Origin of the sequence: Thalassococcus profundi (assembly GCF_003344785.1) — a bacterium.
In the GTDB taxonomy this organism is placed as follows: domain Bacteria; phylum Pseudomonadota; class Alphaproteobacteria; order Rhodobacterales; family Rhodobacteraceae; genus Puniceibacterium; species Puniceibacterium profundi.
Genome location: NZ_QPMK01000004.1, coordinates 13281 through 30922, shown reverse-complemented (window position 1 = coordinate 30922; position 17642 = coordinate 13281). Strand labels below are relative to the sequence as shown.

17 protein-coding genes are annotated in these 17642 nt (G+C 65.7%); 15 read left to right on the top strand and 2 right to left on the bottom strand.

The annotated features are described in order from the left end of the window. Positions 1-136: 136 nt before the first annotated feature. Positions 137-841 (top strand): PAS domain-containing protein, encoded by a 705-nt coding sequence (locus DU478_RS07230; RefSeq protein ID WP_114510285.1) that lies wholly within the window; start codon positions 137-139, stop codon positions 839-841. Between the two features lie 39 nt (positions 842-880). Here the strand turns inward: DU478_RS07230 and DU478_RS07225 are convergent, their stop codons facing one another. Then, entirely contained in the window at positions 881-1789 is a 909-nt protein-coding gene (locus tag DU478_RS07225; protein ID WP_114510284.1) for a UTP--glucose-1-phosphate uridylyltransferase, read from the bottom strand. A gap of 571 nt (positions 1790-2360) precedes the next feature. Between DU478_RS07225 and DU478_RS07220 the strand changes: the two genes are divergently transcribed. From DU478_RS07220 to ggpS, 3 genes are read left to right on the top strand one after another with little or no spacing between them, the layout of a single operon-like run. Then, the gene (locus DU478_RS07220) at positions 2361-3407 is read left to right on the top strand and encodes an NAD(P)H-dependent glycerol-3-phosphate dehydrogenase (protein WP_233501163.1); all 1047 of its coding nucleotides are present in this window, start codon (positions 2361-2363) and stop codon (positions 3405-3407) included. Further along, the gene (locus tag DU478_RS07215; protein ID WP_114510282.1) at positions 3404-4177 is read left to right on the top strand and encodes an HAD-IIB family hydrolase; all 774 of its coding nucleotides are present in this window, start codon (positions 3404-3406) and stop codon (positions 4175-4177) included. The genes DU478_RS07220 and DU478_RS07215 overlap by 4 nt, the downstream gene beginning before the upstream one ends. A 1-nt stretch (position 4178) precedes the next feature. Next, positions 4179-5678, top strand: a complete 1500-nt coding sequence (ggpS, locus tag DU478_RS07210) for a glucosylglycerol-phosphate synthase (RefSeq protein ID WP_114510281.1) — start codon at positions 4179-4181, stop codon at positions 5676-5678. Positions 5679-5898: 220 nt separating this feature from the next. Here the strand turns inward: ggpS and DU478_RS07205 are convergent, their stop codons facing one another. Next, positions 5899-7266, bottom strand: a complete 1368-nt coding sequence (locus DU478_RS07205; RefSeq protein ID WP_114510280.1) for a class II 3-deoxy-7-phosphoheptulonate synthase — start codon at positions 7264-7266, stop codon at positions 5899-5901. 173 nt (positions 7267-7439) lie between these two features. On the opposite strand from DU478_RS07205, the gene DU478_RS07200 reads away from it, so the two are divergent. The 11 genes from DU478_RS07200 to DU478_RS07150 all read left to right on the top strand — a co-directional run bounded on the left by DU478_RS07200 (position 7440) and on the right by DU478_RS07150 (position 17642). Beyond that, on the top strand, positions 7440-8441 hold the full coding sequence (locus DU478_RS07200; protein ID WP_114510279.1) for a GlxA family transcriptional regulator: 1002 nt from the start codon (positions 7440-7442) through the stop codon (positions 8439-8441). Positions 8442-8554: 113 nt separating this feature from the next. After that, entirely contained in the window at positions 8555-9751 is a 1197-nt protein-coding gene (locus tag DU478_RS07195) for an ABC transporter substrate-binding protein (protein ID WP_114510278.1), read from the top strand. Positions 9752-9843: 92 nt separating this feature from the next. Next, positions 9844-10623, top strand: coding sequence for an ABC transporter ATP-binding protein (locus tag DU478_RS07190; RefSeq protein ID WP_114510277.1), 780 nt, complete (start codon positions 9844-9846; stop codon positions 10621-10623). Between the two features lie 132 nt (positions 10624-10755). Beyond that, a complete protein-coding gene (locus tag DU478_RS07185) occupies positions 10756-11469 on the top strand; it encodes an ABC transporter ATP-binding protein (protein WP_114510276.1) in 714 nt (237 codons plus the stop codon). Beyond that, positions 11466-11849: a hypothetical protein gene (locus DU478_RS07180; RefSeq protein WP_114510275.1), complete on the top strand. Its 384-nt coding sequence runs from the start codon at positions 11466-11468 to the stop codon at positions 11847-11849. The genes DU478_RS07185 and DU478_RS07180 overlap by 4 nt, the downstream gene beginning before the upstream one ends. Then, positions 11846-12319, top strand: a complete 474-nt coding sequence (locus DU478_RS07175; RefSeq protein WP_114510274.1) for a hypothetical protein — start codon at positions 11846-11848, stop codon at positions 12317-12319. Before DU478_RS07180 ends, DU478_RS07175 begins: the two co-directional genes overlap by 4 nt. Further along, on the top strand, positions 12316-12687 hold the full coding sequence (locus DU478_RS07170) for a hypothetical protein (RefSeq protein WP_114510273.1): 372 nt from the start codon (positions 12316-12318) through the stop codon (positions 12685-12687). The genes DU478_RS07175 and DU478_RS07170 overlap by 4 nt, the downstream gene beginning before the upstream one ends. Position 12688: 1 nt before the next feature. After that, a complete protein-coding gene (locus DU478_RS07165; RefSeq protein ID WP_114510272.1) occupies positions 12689-13699 on the top strand; it encodes a branched-chain amino acid ABC transporter permease in 1011 nt (336 codons plus the stop codon). Further along, entirely contained in the window at positions 13696-14997 is a 1302-nt protein-coding gene (locus DU478_RS07160; RefSeq protein WP_114510271.1) for a branched-chain amino acid ABC transporter permease, read from the top strand. The genes DU478_RS07165 and DU478_RS07160 overlap by 4 nt, the downstream gene beginning before the upstream one ends. Positions 14998-15721: 724 nt before the next feature. Next, positions 15722-16417, top strand: a complete 696-nt coding sequence (locus tag DU478_RS07155) for a response regulator (RefSeq protein ID WP_233501149.1) — start codon at positions 15722-15724, stop codon at positions 16415-16417. A gap of 46 nt (positions 16418-16463) precedes the next feature. Further along, positions 16464-17642 (top strand): FIST N-terminal domain-containing protein, encoded by a 1179-nt coding sequence (locus DU478_RS07150; protein ID WP_114510270.1) that lies wholly within the window; start codon positions 16464-16466, stop codon positions 17640-17642.

Sequence of the window (17642 nt, the reverse complement as noted above, 5' to 3'; positions counted from 1 at the left end):
GCCGTTAACCCTTTGGACCGAATTGAGGCGAAATCTGGCCCCGATCCGGGCTATTAAGAGTTTGGCAAGGATTGTTAAGGCACAGTGAACCGGAGGTCCTTCGGTTCCCTGCCAATCGACAGCAAGGAGAGTCGCGATGGACCTGTTGAACGGGATCGAAAGGAAGACTGTGGTGTCATTGATGGGGCGGGAAAACGATCGGTACCTGGCACCGCTGCGTGAGGTCGAAAGCTACTGGATGGCTCTTTGCGGCGCCGAGGATGTGCCGCTGCGAAGCGAAATCGACCCGCGCGGTATCGAAGGCGCGCTGGAATTCGCCTTTCTCATCGAACGCATCTCGCCGCGCCTCGCCAAGTTGCGGGTGGCCGGGTCGCATCTGACCGACCTGATGGGGATGGAGGTGGCGGGCATGCCGCTCAGCGCGCTTTTCGCCCCCGAAGATCGCGAACGATTGGCCGAGGCTCTGGAATCCTTGTTCTCGGATCCCGCCGTGCTGAGGATCGCGCTGCGCGGCGAGTCGGGCTACGGCAAGCATCCGCTCGACGCAGAGCTGGCGCTTTTTCCCTTGCGGTCGGACATGGGCGAGGTCAGCCGCGCCTTGGGCTGTCTCGTGACCAAGGGCCGGATCGGGCGAACGCCGCGACGGTTCGAGATTTCCACGGTCCGGGTGTCGCCGACACCGAGCGGCAAGTTGTTTCCGCGCCAAGACCAACCCACGCCGCCCGTCGCGCCCGCGCCTCGCGCGATGGCGGAGGATGCGGCGCCTTTTACAAGGCCCTCGCCGGAGCGACCCATAAGCGGAACGCCCTATCTGCGGGTCGTGGTGTCGAACGACGACTGACACGCCGCACCTTGGCAGCGGCCTGTGCCGTTCGCGTCGTCACTCGGCGGCCAACAAGGTGTCAGCGGAATTGCCCAGCACCTGTTGATATTCGGGCTTCTCGCCCGCATAGGCGAGGATCGCCGCCAGCATGCCGTCCTTCGATCCGCAGTCGAACCGGGTGCCGCTGAACCGGAAGCCGCACAGCCCGACACGTTCGGCGCCGCGCGCAATGGCATCGGTCAACTGGATTTCGCCGCCCGCGCCGGGTTCCTGGGTCTTGAGCTCTTCGAAGATCGAACCGTCCAGCACATAACGCCCGACCACGGCCTGGCGCGAGGGCGCATCCGCCGGATCGGGCTTTTCGACCATGCCGTCGGCCATCAGAACCTGACCGTCGCGCCCGGTGACCGACAGGATCCCGTAGCTTTTGACCGCGTCGTCAGCGACTTGCATCGTCGCAACCATGTGACCGTTGGCACCGCTTTCATAAGCCGCGATCATTTCCGAAAGACAGCCCGGTTCGCCGAGGATCAGGTCGTCGGGCAGGATCACCGCAACAGGACCGTCGAGCACATCTTCGGCCGCACAGAGCACCGCATGGCCCAGACCCAGCGGTTCGTGCTGCATGACAAAGCGCACGTCTGCCTCGCCGTCGCTCAGCGCGTTGTCCGACAGATTATCGGCAAGAGCGTCCTTGCCCTTCGCGCGGAGCGCTTCGTCGAGTTCCTCGTCCTCGCGCACATAGCGTTCGATGGCCGACTTGCTGGGATGACTGACGAAGATCATCCGTTCGATCCCCGCAGCGCGCGCCTCGTCGATGGCGAACTGGATCAGCGGACGGTCGAGGACCGGCAGCAGCTCTTTCGGTGTGGCCTTCGTGGCGGGCAGGAAACGGGTCCCGAGGCCGGCGACGGGAAAGATCGCAGTACGAACGGGCTTGCGGGGACTGGAACTCTTCGGATCCATCTTGTGGCACTCCTTGGCGTCATTACGATTGCTGTCGCCGCATCGCGGCATCTGACAAAAAGGTATGAGTTGGCGACCTTTTGTCAAAATATGGTGGTCGGAGGAGAAAGGCCCTCGGGACGCGCATTGTTCCATTTTTATTTTCTTCTATAAAACCCAATGACTTGCCGGAAGCGCCAAAAATCGCTTCGAAAAGCGTCTATGGGGCACGGCGACACGGAAAAAGCCGTTTTACCCCCGTTTTTGCTATGCTGCCGCTGCGAAATCGTGCTTTTGACTGGTAATTCAGCCCATTTTTTGTGCATATCGTGGCTGGGGTGGCCCGGACGCCCCAACGGACGCGGTGATGACTGGACTTGGTGTCCGCGGGGCCTAGCCTCCAGTGAGAGCGTTAACAGCGAAACAGCCGTGGACTCGCCTTCCTCTAAGAAGGCGCGCCGGTCGGCACGGGCCACGCGAATTGGACAAAAAGAGAATGGACGGACAAGGATTGAACGATCCCCTGCCCTCGCAAAATTATCAATCCGGCGTGGTCGATGCCGCGCCCTACGACAGGATCACCGTGCTCGGCATGGGAAGCTGGGGCACCGCCCTTGCCATGGTCGCCGCGAGCGCCGGGCGCGACGTGCGGCTTTGGGGCCGCCGCCCCGACCTGACGGCCAAGATCGCGGACAGCCGCACCAACCCTGATTACCTGCCGGACGTCAGCCTGCACGACAACATCACCCCCTATTGCGACCTCCAGGCCGCGCTCGACGGCACCGACGCGGTGCTGATCGTCACGCCGTCGCGCACCCTGCGCGAGGTCTGCGCGTCGATCCGGCCGCACCTGCCCGAAAGCGTGCCGCTGGCGCTCTGCTGCAAGGGGATCGAGCGGGGCACCGGCTACCTGCTGTCCTATCTCGTGGAGGAAGAGCTGCCCGGCCACCCGGTCGGCGCGCTCTCCGGGCCGACCTTTGCCAAGGAAACCGCGCTGGGACATCCCACCGCCGCCACCGTCGCCTTTAACTTCAGCTACCGCGACCGCATCAGCCCCGCCGAAAGCCCCGCCGCCCGGCTGGCGGTGTCGATGTCGTCGCCGGTGTTCCGGCCCTACGTGTCGGACGACCTCATCGGGGTCGAGATCGGCGGTGCCGTGAAGAACGTGATCGCCATCGCCTGCGGGATGATGACCGGCGCGGGCTTTGCCGAGAACACCCGTGCGGCCCTGATCACCCGCGGCATCGACGAGATGAAATTCCTGGCCGAGGCCCTGGGCGGACGGCGCGAGACGGTGACGGGCCTCTCGGGCGCTGGCGACCTGACGCTGACCTGTTCCTCGACCACCTCGCGCAACATGTCGCTGGGCGTGCAATTGGGCCGGGGCATCCCGCGGCAGGACTGCTTCGACGGCAAACCGGTGGTGGTCGAAGGCGAGGTGAACGCCGTGTCCGTCGTCGACCTTGCCCGCCGGATCAACGTGCGCATGCCGATCTGCGAAGCCGTACACGCTATCCTTTACGAAGGCGCGGACCTGAACCAGGCGTTTTCGGACCTTTGGGCACGGCCCATCGAATCCGAGCCGCGGGCGCTCGACATCGCGCTGACCCATCCTTCGACACAACAAGGCACCACATGAGCAATGGCACTTCCCGGCCGCCGATGCACGCGCGACGCTTCGTGCTGGCGACCGATCTCGACGGCACGTTTCTGGGCGGTTCGGACGCGGACCGCCGGCGGCTTTACGACTGGATCGAAGACAACCGGCAGACCGTCGGGCTGATCTTCGTCACCGGGCGCGATCCGAAATTCATCGCCGAACTGTGCGACGGAGGAGTGCCCTGGCCGGAATACGTGATCGGCGACGTGGGAACGACCATCGCAAAGGTCGACGACCGGCAAATCACACCGATCGCGGCGCTGGAGCGCGATATCTCTGACACCTGGAACGACGCGGGCGACAGGGTGCGCGCCGCCCTCGACGGCCATCCGGGCCTCGCGCTGCAACCCACGGAGTTCCGCTTCCGTGTCAGTTACGACCTCGACCCCGAGGCGTTCCGGCCCGACGCCCATGACATCGTCGCCGAATTGGGCCACGACAGCCTGGTGTCGGACAACAAGTATTTCGACGTTCTGCCCCGCGGCATCAGCAAGGGCCCGAGCCTGCGCAAGCTGGTGGCGCATCTGGAGATCGAAGAGGACCGGGTGCTGGCGGCGGGTGACACGCTAAACGATCTGTCTATGTTGGTCAGCGGCCTTCCGGCCGTGGCGGTCGGCGGGTCGGAACCCGAACTTCTGTCATACGTTGAAACTGTGCCGACAGTCTACGCGGCGGAAGCGGTCGGGGCCGCCGGTATTCTCGAGGCCATCGCGTACAGACATCAACATCCCGTGCCGAAAGGAGACTGACATGCCCAGCGATCTGGTGATCGTCTACCACCGTCAACCCTATGAAGAGGTGGAGGAAAACGGCAAAACGGTCTTCAAGGAAAACAAGAGCCCCAACGGGATCGTGCCGACCCTCAAGAGCTTTTTCGGCCGTGTCGAGAACGCTGCCTGGGTCGCTTGGAAACAGGCCGAGGATCCCGCCAACCCGCAGTTCGAACGGGTGGTGCAGATCGAGGACAGTTTCGGCAAGTACACGGTTTCACGCCTGCCGCTGACCGCGGAGCAGGTCAGCAGCTTCTACCACGTCACCTCGAAAGAAGCGTTCTGGCCGATCCTGCACGGCTTCAAGGAAAAGTACAATTACGACCCGGTCGACTGGGACACCTTCCGCCATGTGAACCAGGAATTCGCGCAGGCTGCCGCCGCCGAAGCCGACCACGGCGCCGCCGTCTGGGTGCACGACTACAACCTCTGGCTGGTGCCCGGGATCCTGCGCCAGCTGCGCCCCGACCTGCGGATTTCCTTCTTCCATCACACCCCCTTCCCTGCCGCCGACATGTTCAATGTCCTGCCCTGGCGCGGCGAGATCATCGACAGCCTGCTGGCCTGTGACGTCGTGGGATTTCACATTCCGCGTTATGCCTCGAACTTCGTCTCGGTCGTGCGGTCGCTTCGCGACGTGGGCCAGGTGCCGCGGATCGCGGTCGATCCGGATTTCATCTCCGAAGGCTCGGCCCTGTCGGACCGCACGGTGCCGAAACAGATCGAAACCGAAGAGCGGACCGTCCGGCTGGGCGTGTCTCCGGTGGGCGTCGACACCGGCTACATCCGAAGCGTGGCAGAGCGGCCCGAGACCAGCGAACGCACCGAAAGCTTCCTCAAGGCCATGGGCGGGCGACGGCTGATCCTGTCGGTGGGGCGCACGGACTACACCAAGGGCGGGGCCGAACAGCTTCTGACCTTCGAGCGGCTCTTGGAAAAGCACCCCGAATACCGCGAGACGGTGAAATTGCTGCATGTCTCCGTCTCGGCCAACCGCAACATGACCGCCTACGAGGAAATCCAGCGCGAGATCGAGGAAATCGCCGGGCGTATCAACGGTCGCTTCGCCACCTTCGAGCGGACGCCGGTGTCGCTGATTTCCAACGCCATCCCCTTCACCGACCTGGTGAGCTACTACCGCGCCGCAGATGTGGTCTGGATCACGCCGCTGGCGGACGGCATGAACCTTGTCTGCAAGGAATTCATCGCCGCCCGCAGCGACGAGGACGGCGTGGTGGTGCTGTCGGAATTCGCCGGTGCGGCGATCGAGCTGAGCTCTGCGATCCTGACCAACCCCTATTCGCACAAGAACATGGATCACGCCATCGAAGCCGCACTGACCATGTCCGAGGAAAATCGTCGGATGCGCATGAAGGACCTGCGGCGCGTGGTCGAGAAGTACAACACCCAAGCCTGGGCGCAGGATCAGCTGGCGCTTCTGTCGCCGGAGGATTTCGGCGGCGATACCGAGGCCGCTTGACCGTCGCGCATCGGGACGCGCGTGCCGCGCGTGCTGGGGCGCTGCCCCATCGGCGGCAGGGCCGCCTCCCCCGAGGTTTTTGAAACCGGAGAATGAGGGGCGCGGCGCGCGGTTCCCGAAGTCTGAGTCGGGATGTAGGGCGGAATTGTAACCCACCATGCCGAAAGAAAAGCGCCCCGGTTCGACGACCGGGGCGCTTTCGCGTTTTGCGGACCGTGGCTCAGCCGTTGGCGACGGCCTGATCGCTGCGCAGGCTGGTCAGTTCCTCGGCCACCAGGAACGCCAGTTCCAGCGATTGCGACGCGTTGAGGCGCGGGTCGCAGGCGGTGTGGTAGCGGTCGCTCAGGTCCTCGTCGGTGACCGCGCGGACGCCGCCGGTGCATTCGGTCACGTCGTCGCCGGTCATCTCGAAATGCACGCCGCCGGGGATCGTGCCCTCGGCCTTGTGCACGGCGAAGAAGTCGCGCACCTCGCGCAGCACCGCATCGAAGGGCCGGGTCTTGTAGCCCGAGCTGCTCTTGATCGTGTTGCCGTGCATCGGGTCGCAGACCCAGGTGACCTTCGCCCCCTCTTCGTGCACCGCCTTGATCAGCCGCGGCAGGTGTTCGCCGACCTTGCCGGCGCCGAAGCGCGCGATCAGCGTCAGCTTGCCCGCCTCGTTCTCGGGGTTGAGCTTCTTCATCAGGACCTTGAGATCCTCGGCGGTGGTGGTCGGGCCGCATTTGAGCCCCACCGGGTTCAGCACGCCGCGGGCGAATTCCACATGGGCGCCGTCCGGCTGCCGCGTGCGGTCGCCGATCCAGATCATGTGGCCGGACCCCGCCAGCCACTTGCCGGAGGTGGAATCGAGCCGGCACAGTGCCTCTTCGTATTCCAGCAGCAGCGATTCGTGGCTGGTGTAGAAATCCACCGTCTGCAGATTGTGGTTCGAGCTGCTTTCGAGCCCCGCCGCCTTCATGAAGTCGAGCGTGTCCGAAATGCGGCTGGCCATCTCGCGATATTTCTCTGCCTCTTCGCGGTCGGTGAAGCCCAGCGTCCAGGCATGCACCTGGTGCACGTCGGCATAGCCGCCGGTCGAGAAGGCGCGCAGCAGGTTCAGCGTCGCCGCCGCCTGGGTGTAGGCCTGCAGCATCTTCTGTGGATCGGGGATGCGCGCCTCGGGGGTGAAGGCCAGTTCGTTGATGATGTCGCCGCGGTAGCTCGGCAGTTCCTGGCCGTTCACGACCTCGGTCGGCGCCGAGCGCGGCTTGGCGAACTGGCCCGCCATGCGGCCCACCTTGACCACGGGCACCTTCGCGCCAAAGGTCAGGACCATGGCCATCTGCAACATCACCTTGAAGGTGTCGCGGATGCCGTTGGCGCTGAACTGCTGGAAGGATTCGGCGCAGTCGCCGCCTTGCAGCAGGAACGCCTCGCCGCGCGACGCGGCGCCGAGCGCGGTCTTGAGCTTGCGTGCCTCGCCGGCAAAGACCAGCGGCGGATATTTCGCAAGCTGCGCCTCGACGGCGTTCAGGGCTGCGGTATCCGTATAGTCGGGCATCTGCACCCGAGGCTTGGTGCGCCAGGTCGTCTTTTGCCACTCGGTCATCTGCTGTCTCCGGTCGGTTTGGTCACGTCGTTAGCGTTAGCGAGGGCAAGCTATACAAAACCATCGACCCGGTGGCCATATATGAATTAAACGTCGTCCCTTGACGCAAATCGCCATGTCTGGGCAAGTGTCGCCACCGTTGCCGCAGGGCATGTCCACAAAGGAACACCGCCATGGACGCACAGCGCCAGATCATCGAGGTCGAGGCCACCGGCAAGCCGCGCCGCTTTGTCTTTGTTCTGTTGCCCAATTTCACCCTGCTGTGCTTTGCCGCCGCGATGGATGCGCTGCGCATCGCCAACCGCATGGCGAACAAGCCACTCTATTCCTGGGTGGTGACCGGCGAAGGCGGCGACACGGTGGCCTGTTCGGCCGGCACCGAATTCAAGCTGCAGGAGGATCTGCCCGAGCTCATGCGCGACGACACGGTGATGGTCTGCGGCGGGCTCGACGTGCAGAAGGGCACCACCAAGAAGCTGCTGAACTGGCTGCGGCGCGAGGCCCGGCGCGGGCTGCGCATGGGCGGGCTTTGCACCGCCAGCTACACCATGGCCCGGGCCGGGCTGCTGGACGGCAAGAAGGCGACCATTCACTGGGAAAACCAGGACAGCTTTGCCGAGGAATTCGAGGAGGTGAGGCTTACCAAGTCGGTCTTTGTCGTCGACGGCAACCGGATGAGCACCGCGGGCGGCACCTCGTCCATCGACCTGATGCTGACGATCATCGCCGACGATCACGGCGAGGAGCTGGCCAATGCGGTGGCCGATCAGCTGATCTATTCCACCATCCGCACCGATCAGGATACCCAGCGTCTGAGCGTGCCCACCCGGATCGGCGTCCGCCACCCGAAGCTGAGCCAGGTCATCCAGATGATGGAGGCCCATATCGAGGAACCCATCAGCCCCGCCGTGCTGGCCTCGGACGTGGGCATGTCGACCCGGCAGTTGGAACGGCTGTTCCGCCGCTACCTCAACCGCAGCCCCAAGCGCTATTACATGGAGCTGCGCCTGCAGAAGGCGCGGAACCTGCTCATGCAGACCGACATGAGCGTGATCAACGTGGCGCTCGCCTGCGGGTTCGCCAGCCCCTCGCATTTCTCGAAATGCTACCGCGCGCATTACGACACAACGCCCTATCGCGAGCGCGGCAGCCACACCACGCGGCTGTCGATCTGAGCGTTTGGCCCCCCGCGGTTGCCGTGGCATCCCCCCGTTTCAAACCACTTTTCTTTTCCCGGAACCGGGTCTAGGCTTCGCGCCGAACGCATGTTCCAACCAGGGAGACAACCATGAAAAAGATGCTGATGGCCACCGCCGCCACTGCACTGACGGCGACCGCGGCCTTTGCCGCGAGCCATGCCCAGGAAGCCAAGATCGGGGTGATCCTCGGCTTCACCGGCCCGATTGAATCGCTGACGCCGATGATGGCCGCCAGCGCCGAGCTGGCGATGACCGAAGTCAACGACAGCGGTGCCTTTCTCGACGGCGTGACGCTCGCCCCGGTGCGCGCCGACAGCACCTGTGTCGATGCCGCCGCGGCCACCGCCGCCGCCGAACGCCTGGTCACCACCGATGGCGTCGTGGCGATCATGGGCGCCGACTGTTCCGGTGTCACGGGCGCGATCCTGTCCAACGTGGCGCTGGCCAACGGCATCCCGATGGTGTCGCCCTCGGCCACTTCGCCGGCGCTGTCGACCGCCGAGGACAACGGCCTCTTCTTCCGCACCGCGCCGTCCGATGCGCGCCAGGGCGTCGTTCTGGCCAGCCTGCTGGCCGACAAGAGCATCGAGAACGTGGCCGTGACCTACACCAACAACGACTACGGCAAGGGCCTGTCTGACAGCTTCATCGAGGCTTTCGAGGCCAACGGCGGCACCGTCACGCTGAACGCGCCGCACGAGGACAACAAGGCCGACTACTCCGCCGAGATCGGCGCCCTGGCCTCGGCCGGCGGCGACCTGCTGGTGGTGCTGGGCTACTCGGATTCCGGCGGCAAGGGCATGATCCAGGCGGCGCTCGATACCGGCGCCTTCGACACCTTCATGATGGGTGACGGCATGTACGGCGACGCGCTGCTGGCCGATCTGGGCGACGGCATGGAAGGCTCCTTCGGCGCCGTGCCGTGGAGCCAGGGCGAAGGTGCCGAAGCCTTCGCGACGATCACCGATGCCGCCGGCATCAACGGCGAGTCGTCCTTTACACGCGAAAGCTATGACGCGGCCGCGCTCATCGCGCTGGCGATGATGAAGGGCGGCGAGGCGACGTCCCAAGCGGTTGCGGCCAACTTGCTGGACGTGGCCAACGCGCCGGGCGAGCCGATCCTGCCGGGCGAGCTGGCGAAGGGCCTGCAGATCCTCGCCGACGGCGGCGAGATCGACTATGTCGGCGCCACCAACGTGGAACTGATCGGACCGGGCGAAGCGGCGGGCACCTACCGCCACTACACCATCACCGATTCCAGCTTCGAGACGGTGGACTTCCGCTGAAGACCTGACACTGGCGGCGGCCCGGGAGTTTCCGGGCCGCCGCCCACCAGAAGGGCGCACCCGGCAAAGGGTGCCGCGAAGGGGATGTTCATGTGATCCGGGTCGAGAACCTGCACCGCCATTTCGGCGGCTTTCGCGCTGTCGACGGCGCCAGCCTCGAGATCGCCACCGGGTCGATCACCGGGCTGGTCGGGCCGAACGGCGCGGGAAAAACCACGCTTTTCAACGTCATCGCGGGCGTTCTCGAACCGACCTCGGGGCGCGTGACCATGGACGGCGAGGACATCACGGGCCTGCCGCCGCATGTGCTGTTCGGAAAGGGCCTGCTGCGCACCTTCCAGATCGCGCACGAATTCTCCTCGATGACCTGCCGCGAGAACCTCATGATGGTGCCGGGCGGACAATCCGGAGAAACGTTGTGGAACGCCTGGTTCCATCGCGGCCGGATCGCGCAAGAGGAAGCGGCCTTGCTCAAGAAGGCCGATGAAGTGCTTGATTTCCTGACCATTTCGCACCTCAAGGACGAGAAGGCCGGAAACCTCTCGGGCGGCCAGAAAAAGCTGCTGGAACTGGGGCGCACGATGATGGTCGATGCGAAAATCGTGTTCCTGGACGAAGTCGGTGCGGGCGTGAACCGCACGCTTCTGAACACCATCGGCGACGCCATCCTGCGACTCAACCGCGAGCGCGGCTACACCTTCTGCATGATCGAGCACGACATGGCCTTCATCGGCCGGCTCTGCGATCCGGTCATCGTCATGGCCGAGGGCAAGGTGCTGGCGGAAGGCACGATTCAAGAGATCAAGAGCAACGAGGCGGTGATCGAGGCGTACCTGGGCACGGGGCTCAAGAACAAGGAGGCCGCGTCTTGACCGGTATCGGGATCGGCCTGCGGCTGATACGAGAGACGTCGTCCATTGGGCTTGAACCAATGGCGCCTTCAATGAACGACTCTCTCGTGCTCTCTGAGGTTATTTTGAACAAGAGAAGCAGGGGGACGGTGCGTGAGTGAGCCGTTTCTCATCGGGGAGGCCATGACCGGCGGCTACGGGCGCGGCGCGGATATCCTGCATGGCTGCACGCTGTCGGTGGACCGCGGCGAGATCGCGGTGATCGTCGGGCCCAACGGTGCGGGCAAGTCGACGGCGATGAAGGCGGTCTTCGGCATGCTCGACCTGCGCGAGGGGGCGGTGCGGCTCGGCGGCGAGGACATCACCGCGCTCAGCCCGCAGGCTCGGGTCGCCAAGGGCATGGGCTTCGTGCCGCAGACCAGCAATGTCTTCACCTCGATGAGCGTGGAAGAGAACCTGGAGATGGGCGCCTTCCTGCGGCGGGACGATTTCCGGGGCACCATGGCACAGGTCTACGACCTGTTCCCGGTGCTCAAGGACAAGCGCCGCCAGCCGGCGGGGGAATTGTCGGGCGGACAGCGCCAGCAGGTGGCCGTGGGCCGCGCGCTGATGACGCAGCCGAAGCTTCTGATGCTGGACGAGCCCACCGCCGGCGTCAGCCCCATCGTCATGGACGAACTTTTCGACCGGATCATCGAAGTGGCGCGCACCGGGATCTCGATCCTGATGGTCGAGCAGAACGCGCGGCAGGCGCTGGAGATCGCCGACAAGGGATATGTGCTGGTCCAGGGCCGCAATGCCTTTACCGACACCGGCAAGGCCCTGCTGGCCGATCCCGAGGTGCGGCGGAGTTTTCTCGGCGGATGAGGGTTCGGGCGCACACCCTGGCCGCCGCGGCGGCGCTGTCGGCCCTGGGCGCCCTGCCCGCGTCTGCCGACCGGATCGCCTGTGCGCTTCACAGCGCCGACGGCACCCCAGTCGATCTGCGCTTCGACATCGACCGGCGGCAGTTCGCGCCCCCCACCAGCCCCGACGAGCCGCCCAAGAAATTGCGCAGCTATGTCATTCAGAACGGCACCCAATACGTGGCCGAGCCCTTCCTGATGGAGGGCGGCGTGCGCGGCTTCTGGGCGGAGGACCGGCGGCAGGGCCAGGCGCTTCTGGTGATCGGCCCCGACGGGCGTGCCGAGATGACCGACGCAGCCTTTGCCGCGCCGCTTCAGGGCCGGTGCGAGGACGTGGAATGAGGGGGGCCGTCGCCGTGATCGCAGCCGTCATGGCGGCCTGCCCGCCTGCGGGATTCGCACAGGGCAATGCCGGCGACTTCTCCGGGCGATTGTCCGGGAACGGGGGCAATGCGCAGCTTGGCATCCGGCAGGCGCCGGTGCAGGACGAGATCGCGCTCTCCTGCCGCTTCGGCATCGAATGCCTCGAAGCCGAAGGCTGTGTCGCCGGCGGCTTTTCCGCGACACTTGACGGACGCGCCGGGGGTATGGATGCGCAGAGCATGACCGTGCAGGCCGAACTGGCCTTCGAGGCCGGCACGGTCGAGATGCTGGGCGTGATGGACAGCGGCGCGATGTCCCTGTCCGGCGGGCCGTTTGAGGCCCGCCACCTGCTGACGCGCGCGCCGGACGGGGCCACGCGCTATACCGTGCATTACACCGACGGGCCGATGGTGGTCAGTTACCTGGGCCAGTGCGAGGCACGCCAATGATCCGGGCGCTGACGCTTGCGAGTCTGGCCGCGGCCCCCGCGGCGGCAAAGGTAGACTGCCGGATGACGGCGTTCTGCCAGGCGCCAAGCGGCGCCTGCATTCCGAGCGACCTGGGATTTTCCGTGCGCGCACCGAAGGACGACATCCCCGGCACGCTGGTCTGGGACGGCGAGGCTCTGGCGCTGGCGCATTACGAAAGTTCGGACCAGGGCACGGTGCTGGCCGCGCCGGCACCGGAGCGGGGGGCGCATCTGACCGTCACTTACCAGGCCGGCGGGCGGGCCCTGGCCTACCTGGCCGAGGACCTGCGCGGCACCGGCACCTTTGAGGCCAGCGGGCAATACCTCGGCACATGCGAAGGAGACTGAGATGGACCTGCTGAACGCCTTCGTGGCGCTGGCGAATTTCGTGCTGGTTCCGGCCATCGCCTATGGCAGCCAGCTGGCGCTGGGGGCGCTGGGGGTGACGCTGATCTACGGCATCCTGCGGTTCTCCAACTTCGCCCATGGCGACACCATGGCCTTCGGCACCATGGTGGCGATCCTCGTCACCTGGGGCTTCCAGGGCGCGGGCATCGGCCTCGGTCCGCTGCCCACGGCGCTGCTGGCGATCCCTTTCGGCATCGCCGGGGCGGCGGCGCTGGTGCTGGCGACGGACCGGGTGGTCTACCGCTTCTACCGTGCGCAGAAGGCCAAACCGGTGATCCTGGTGATCGTGTCGATGGGCGTGATGTTCGTCTACAACGGCCTCACACGGTTTGTCATCGGGCCGGACGATCAGCGCTTCGACGACGGCGCGCGGTTCCTGATCAACGCGCGGCAATTCAGGGAGCTGACCGGCCTCGAAGAGGGCCTTGCGATCCGCAGCACCCAGGCGCTCACCGTGGTGACGGCGGTGATCGTGGTGGCCGCACTCTTCTGGTTCCTGAACCGCACCCGCACCGGCAAGTCGATGCGCGCCTATTCCGACAACGAGGACCTGGCGCTTCTGTCCGGCATCAACCCGGACCGCGTCGTGCGGGTGACCTGGCTGATCGTCGCCGCTCTCGCGACCATCGCGGGCGTGCTCTACGGGCTCGACAAGACTTTCAAGCCCTTCACCTATTTCCAGCTGCTGCTGCCGATCTTCGCCGCCGCCATCGTCGGCGGCCTTGGCAGCCCGCTGGGGGCCATCGCGGGCGGTTTCGTCATCGCGTTCAGCGAAGTAGGGATCACCTATGCCTGGAAGAAGGTGCTGGGCCATGCCCTGCCACAGGGCCTCGAGCCCGACGGGTTGGTGCAGCTTCTGTCCACAGACTACAAGTTCGCCGTGAGCTTCGTGATCCTGCTGATCGTGCTGCTGTTCCGGCCGACGGGATTGTTTCAGGGGAAATCGGTATGACCGGATCGCTCAGAGGTTTCTTTCTGGCCGCGCTCGTCTTGGTGCTGATCGTCGGCACCGGCGTGCTGCAAAGCTGGAACTCGGCGCTGCTCATCCTCAACATGGGGCTGGTGAGCGCGATCATGGCGCTTGGTGTGAACCTGCAATGGGGATTTGCGGGCCTGTTCAACGTGGGCGTCATGGGGTTCGTCGCGCTTGGCGGGCTGGCGGTGGTGCTGGTGTCGATGCCGCCGGTGCCCGAGGCCTGGCGTGCCGGTGGCTTCGGGGTTCTGGCGGGGCTGGCGCTTGGGGCGCTGACCATCGCGGCGGCGGCCCTTGCCTACACGCGTTTCGCGCGGCGCTGGCGCGGCTGGGCGGTGGCGGCGATCCTGCTGGCCGGGTTTTTCCTGTATCGCGCGGTCTTTGATCCGGGCGTCGCTGCGGTCGAGTCGGTCGACGCCGCGGCCACCGGATACCTCGGAGGCCTCGGCCTCCCGGTGCTGCTGGCCTGGCCGGTGGGCGGGCTGCTGGCGGCGGGCGCGGCCTGGCTCATCGGCAAAACGGCGCTGGGGTTGCGGTCGGATTACCTTGCCATCGCGACGCTGGGCATCGCCGAGATCATCATTGCCGTGCTGAAGAACGAGGACTGGCTGGCGCGCGGCGTGAAGAACGTGATCGGCCTGCCCCGGCCCGTGCCCTACGAGATCGACCTGCAGAACGATCCCGGCTTCGTCGAACGCGCCGCCGGCTTCGGCGTCGATCCGACGACCGCTTCGACGCTCACCGTGAAATTCGGCTATGGACTGCTGTTCGCCGCGGTGCTGATCGCGCTGCTGGCGCTGGCGCAACTGGCGCTGAAATCGCCCTGGGGCCGGATGATGCGGGCCATTCGCGACAACGAGACCGCGGCGCGGGCCATGGGCAAGGACGTGACACGCAGGCACTTGCAGGTCTTCGTGCTGGGTTCGGCGATCTGCGGCATCGCGGGCGCCATGATGACGACCCTCGACGGGCAGTTGACGCCCGGCACCTACCAGCCGCTGCGCTATACCTTCCTGATCTGGGTGATGGTGATCGTCGGCGGGTCCGGCAACAACTTCGGCGCGGTGCTGGGCGGCTTCCTGATCTGGTTCCTCTGGGTGCAGGTCGAACCCATTGGACAGGCGGTGATGGGCGCGGTGACGGCTGGCATGGCGGACGGCACCTGGCTCAAGACGCATCTTCAGGAGTCGGTCCAGCACATGCGGCTCCTGACCATGGGGGTGATCCTGCTCGCGGTGCTGCGGTTCAGCCCGCGCGGGCTGTTGCCCGAACGGTAAGGCCGCCGACCTGCGGCACCGCATGGCCATGTAGGACGCCGGAACGCCGGACGGGCCGGAGCCAAGTCCGCATAGCGCCGCGGCGTTGCATCGGCCGTTCCGTTGCCCCGGGGACGCATCCGAAGGCCGTGTCAAAGCGCCTCACCCCCTCGGGTCTTCCGAATGTCTTCAATCGACCCAGCCTGGCAATACTGCGCCGATTGCCAAACAGGCCCGCCCGGCATCGGACCTTCGACGCGAGACAGGCAAGGATTTGCAGTGCAGACGAGGCGGACATCGCCCAGTCGTGCCAGCGCCGGACCGGGGGACGGCGCATCTGGCGGCTGAGCTGATGCGCTTTATGGTCGCCAGGTCCGTCGTTGCGGAGAGCTGAGTGCCCAAGACGGACAAAGCGCTGGCCAATGGGGCCGGTCCGGCGCTGACACGGCGGCCGCCAGTGGCGGCCTCGATTCCGTGCCTGGAGGAAAGGGGGGGCCGTCTGTAAAGGGCGCATTCCGGACAGTCGCAGGAAGACGCCCGAGCATCCGCATTCGTGTCCAGTTCGCGATCTGGGTCACCAATGGGCCACAAACTCCGGTTATGCCTGACACCTGACAGGCATTGTCTTCAAAGGCCGCGACAGGCTTCCGACCAAGATGCGGGCATTGGTCCAAATAAGACCTTTCGACAAGTGACCCGTGGCCCGCGCCGCAGTAGGCTGACGGCAAAGGCCAAGGACCCGCAGATGACCGACGCAGCGATGCACCCCCGCGCCCAAACCCCGACCTCTGCCCTGGTGGTCGACGACCATCCGCTCTTTTGCGACGCGCTGACGCTGACGTTGCAATCCATCGCGGATTTCGACACCGTCCGCACCGCCGGCACGCTCGAGGCGGCGATGTCGGCGCTGGAGGAACAGCCGAGCGACCTCATCATCCTCGACCTGAACCTGCCCGACGTGAACGGACTCGACGGGCTGGTGCGCCTGCGCCATTCCGCGCCGCGCGCGGCGATCCTCATCGCCAGCTCCATGGCGGACAACCGGATGATCTGCCACGCGCTCAAGGCCGGGGCGGATGGATTCGTGCCGAAACATTCGCAGCGCGCCGTGTTCCGCCGCGCCATCGAGGCGCTGGAGACGGGCCGCACCTTCGTCCCCGACGGCTATATCGACCCGGAGGGCGGCAACGACGGCGACGGAACGCCGGGCGATGCCATCGGGCGGTTGGCGAGTCTCACCAATCAGCAATCGCGCATCCTGTCGCTGATCTGCGAGGGCAAGCTCAACAAGCAGATCGCCTTCGACCTGTCGATTGCCGAAACCACGGTAAAGGCGCATGTCACCGCGATCATGCGCAAGCTCGGGGTGCACAGCCGCACCCAGGCGGTGCTGATCGCGCAGGAGGCCCGGTTTTCCAAGGTCTTGCCAGGCGACGAATGACGCGCCTATCGTGGCAAGGGAGATCACGGGGGAGGACAGGTGACCAGTGGATGGAGCACAGCGCGACGCGACCGCTGACGGCGCCCGGCAGGATGCGGCGCTTTGCGTCGCGCAGGTGGCCTGCGACCACCCTGCCCCGATCGACGCCATCTGCGCCGATCTCGGCGACCGGGCGCTCGACCTGGTCTGCCTCTTCATCTCTCCGCAGGCGGATTTCCACGCTCTGACCAACGCCGCCATCGGCCGCTTCGGAGAGGCCGACGTGCTGGCCTGCACCACCGCCGGCGAGCTGGGTCGCGACGGCTATGAGGACGGCCAGATCATCGCCGTAGGATATCCGTCCGACCTCTTCTCAGTGGTGAGCTACGTGATCGACGGGCTCGACACGCTGGACGAGCAGACAGTGATCGACGAACTGATCCAACGCCGCCTGGCGCTGACCCGTCAGGCGCCCGAGATGACCTCGGAATTCGTGTTCCTCATGGTCGATGGCCTGTCGATGCGCGAAGAGAACCTGACCGCGATGCTGGCCGCGGGGCTGGGTCCGATGCCGCTCTTCGGCGGGTCCTCGGGCGACGGGACAAGCTTCAGGCAGACCTACCTGTCGCGCAACGGCGCGGTGGTGCAGAACGCGGCCCTTGTCGCGCTGGTGCGCAGCCGCTGCCGGGCGAAGGTCTTCAGCCTCGATCACCTCGTGCCGACCGAGACCCGCATGGTGGTGACCCGGGCAAAGCTCGACCAGCGGCTGGTGAGCCAGATCAACGGTGCCCCCGCAGCGGCGGAATACGCGCGGCTGCTGGGCAAGGACCCGACGCAGCTCGATCCCTTCATCTTTGCCGCCCATCCGGTGGTGGTCAGGCTGGGCGACAGCCACCACGTCCGCGCCATCCGGCAGGTGACCGAGGACGGCGAGCTGATTTTCTTTTCCGCCATCGACGAGGGCATGGTGCTCACGCTGGCCGATCACACCGACATCGCCGGCCACCTGCGCCGCGAACTGGATGCGCTGGAACGCGAGGGCGCGCCGCAGCATATCCTCGGCTGCGACTGCATCCTGCGCAAGATCGAGGCGGGCCAGACCCAGAAGACCCGCGAACTGTCGCAGATCCTGCGCGACAAGCGGGTGATCGGTTTCAACACCTACGGCGAACAGATCGGCGCGCTGCACGTCAACCAGACCTTCACCGGCGTCGCCATCTACCCGCCCGAGGACGAAGACCGCTAG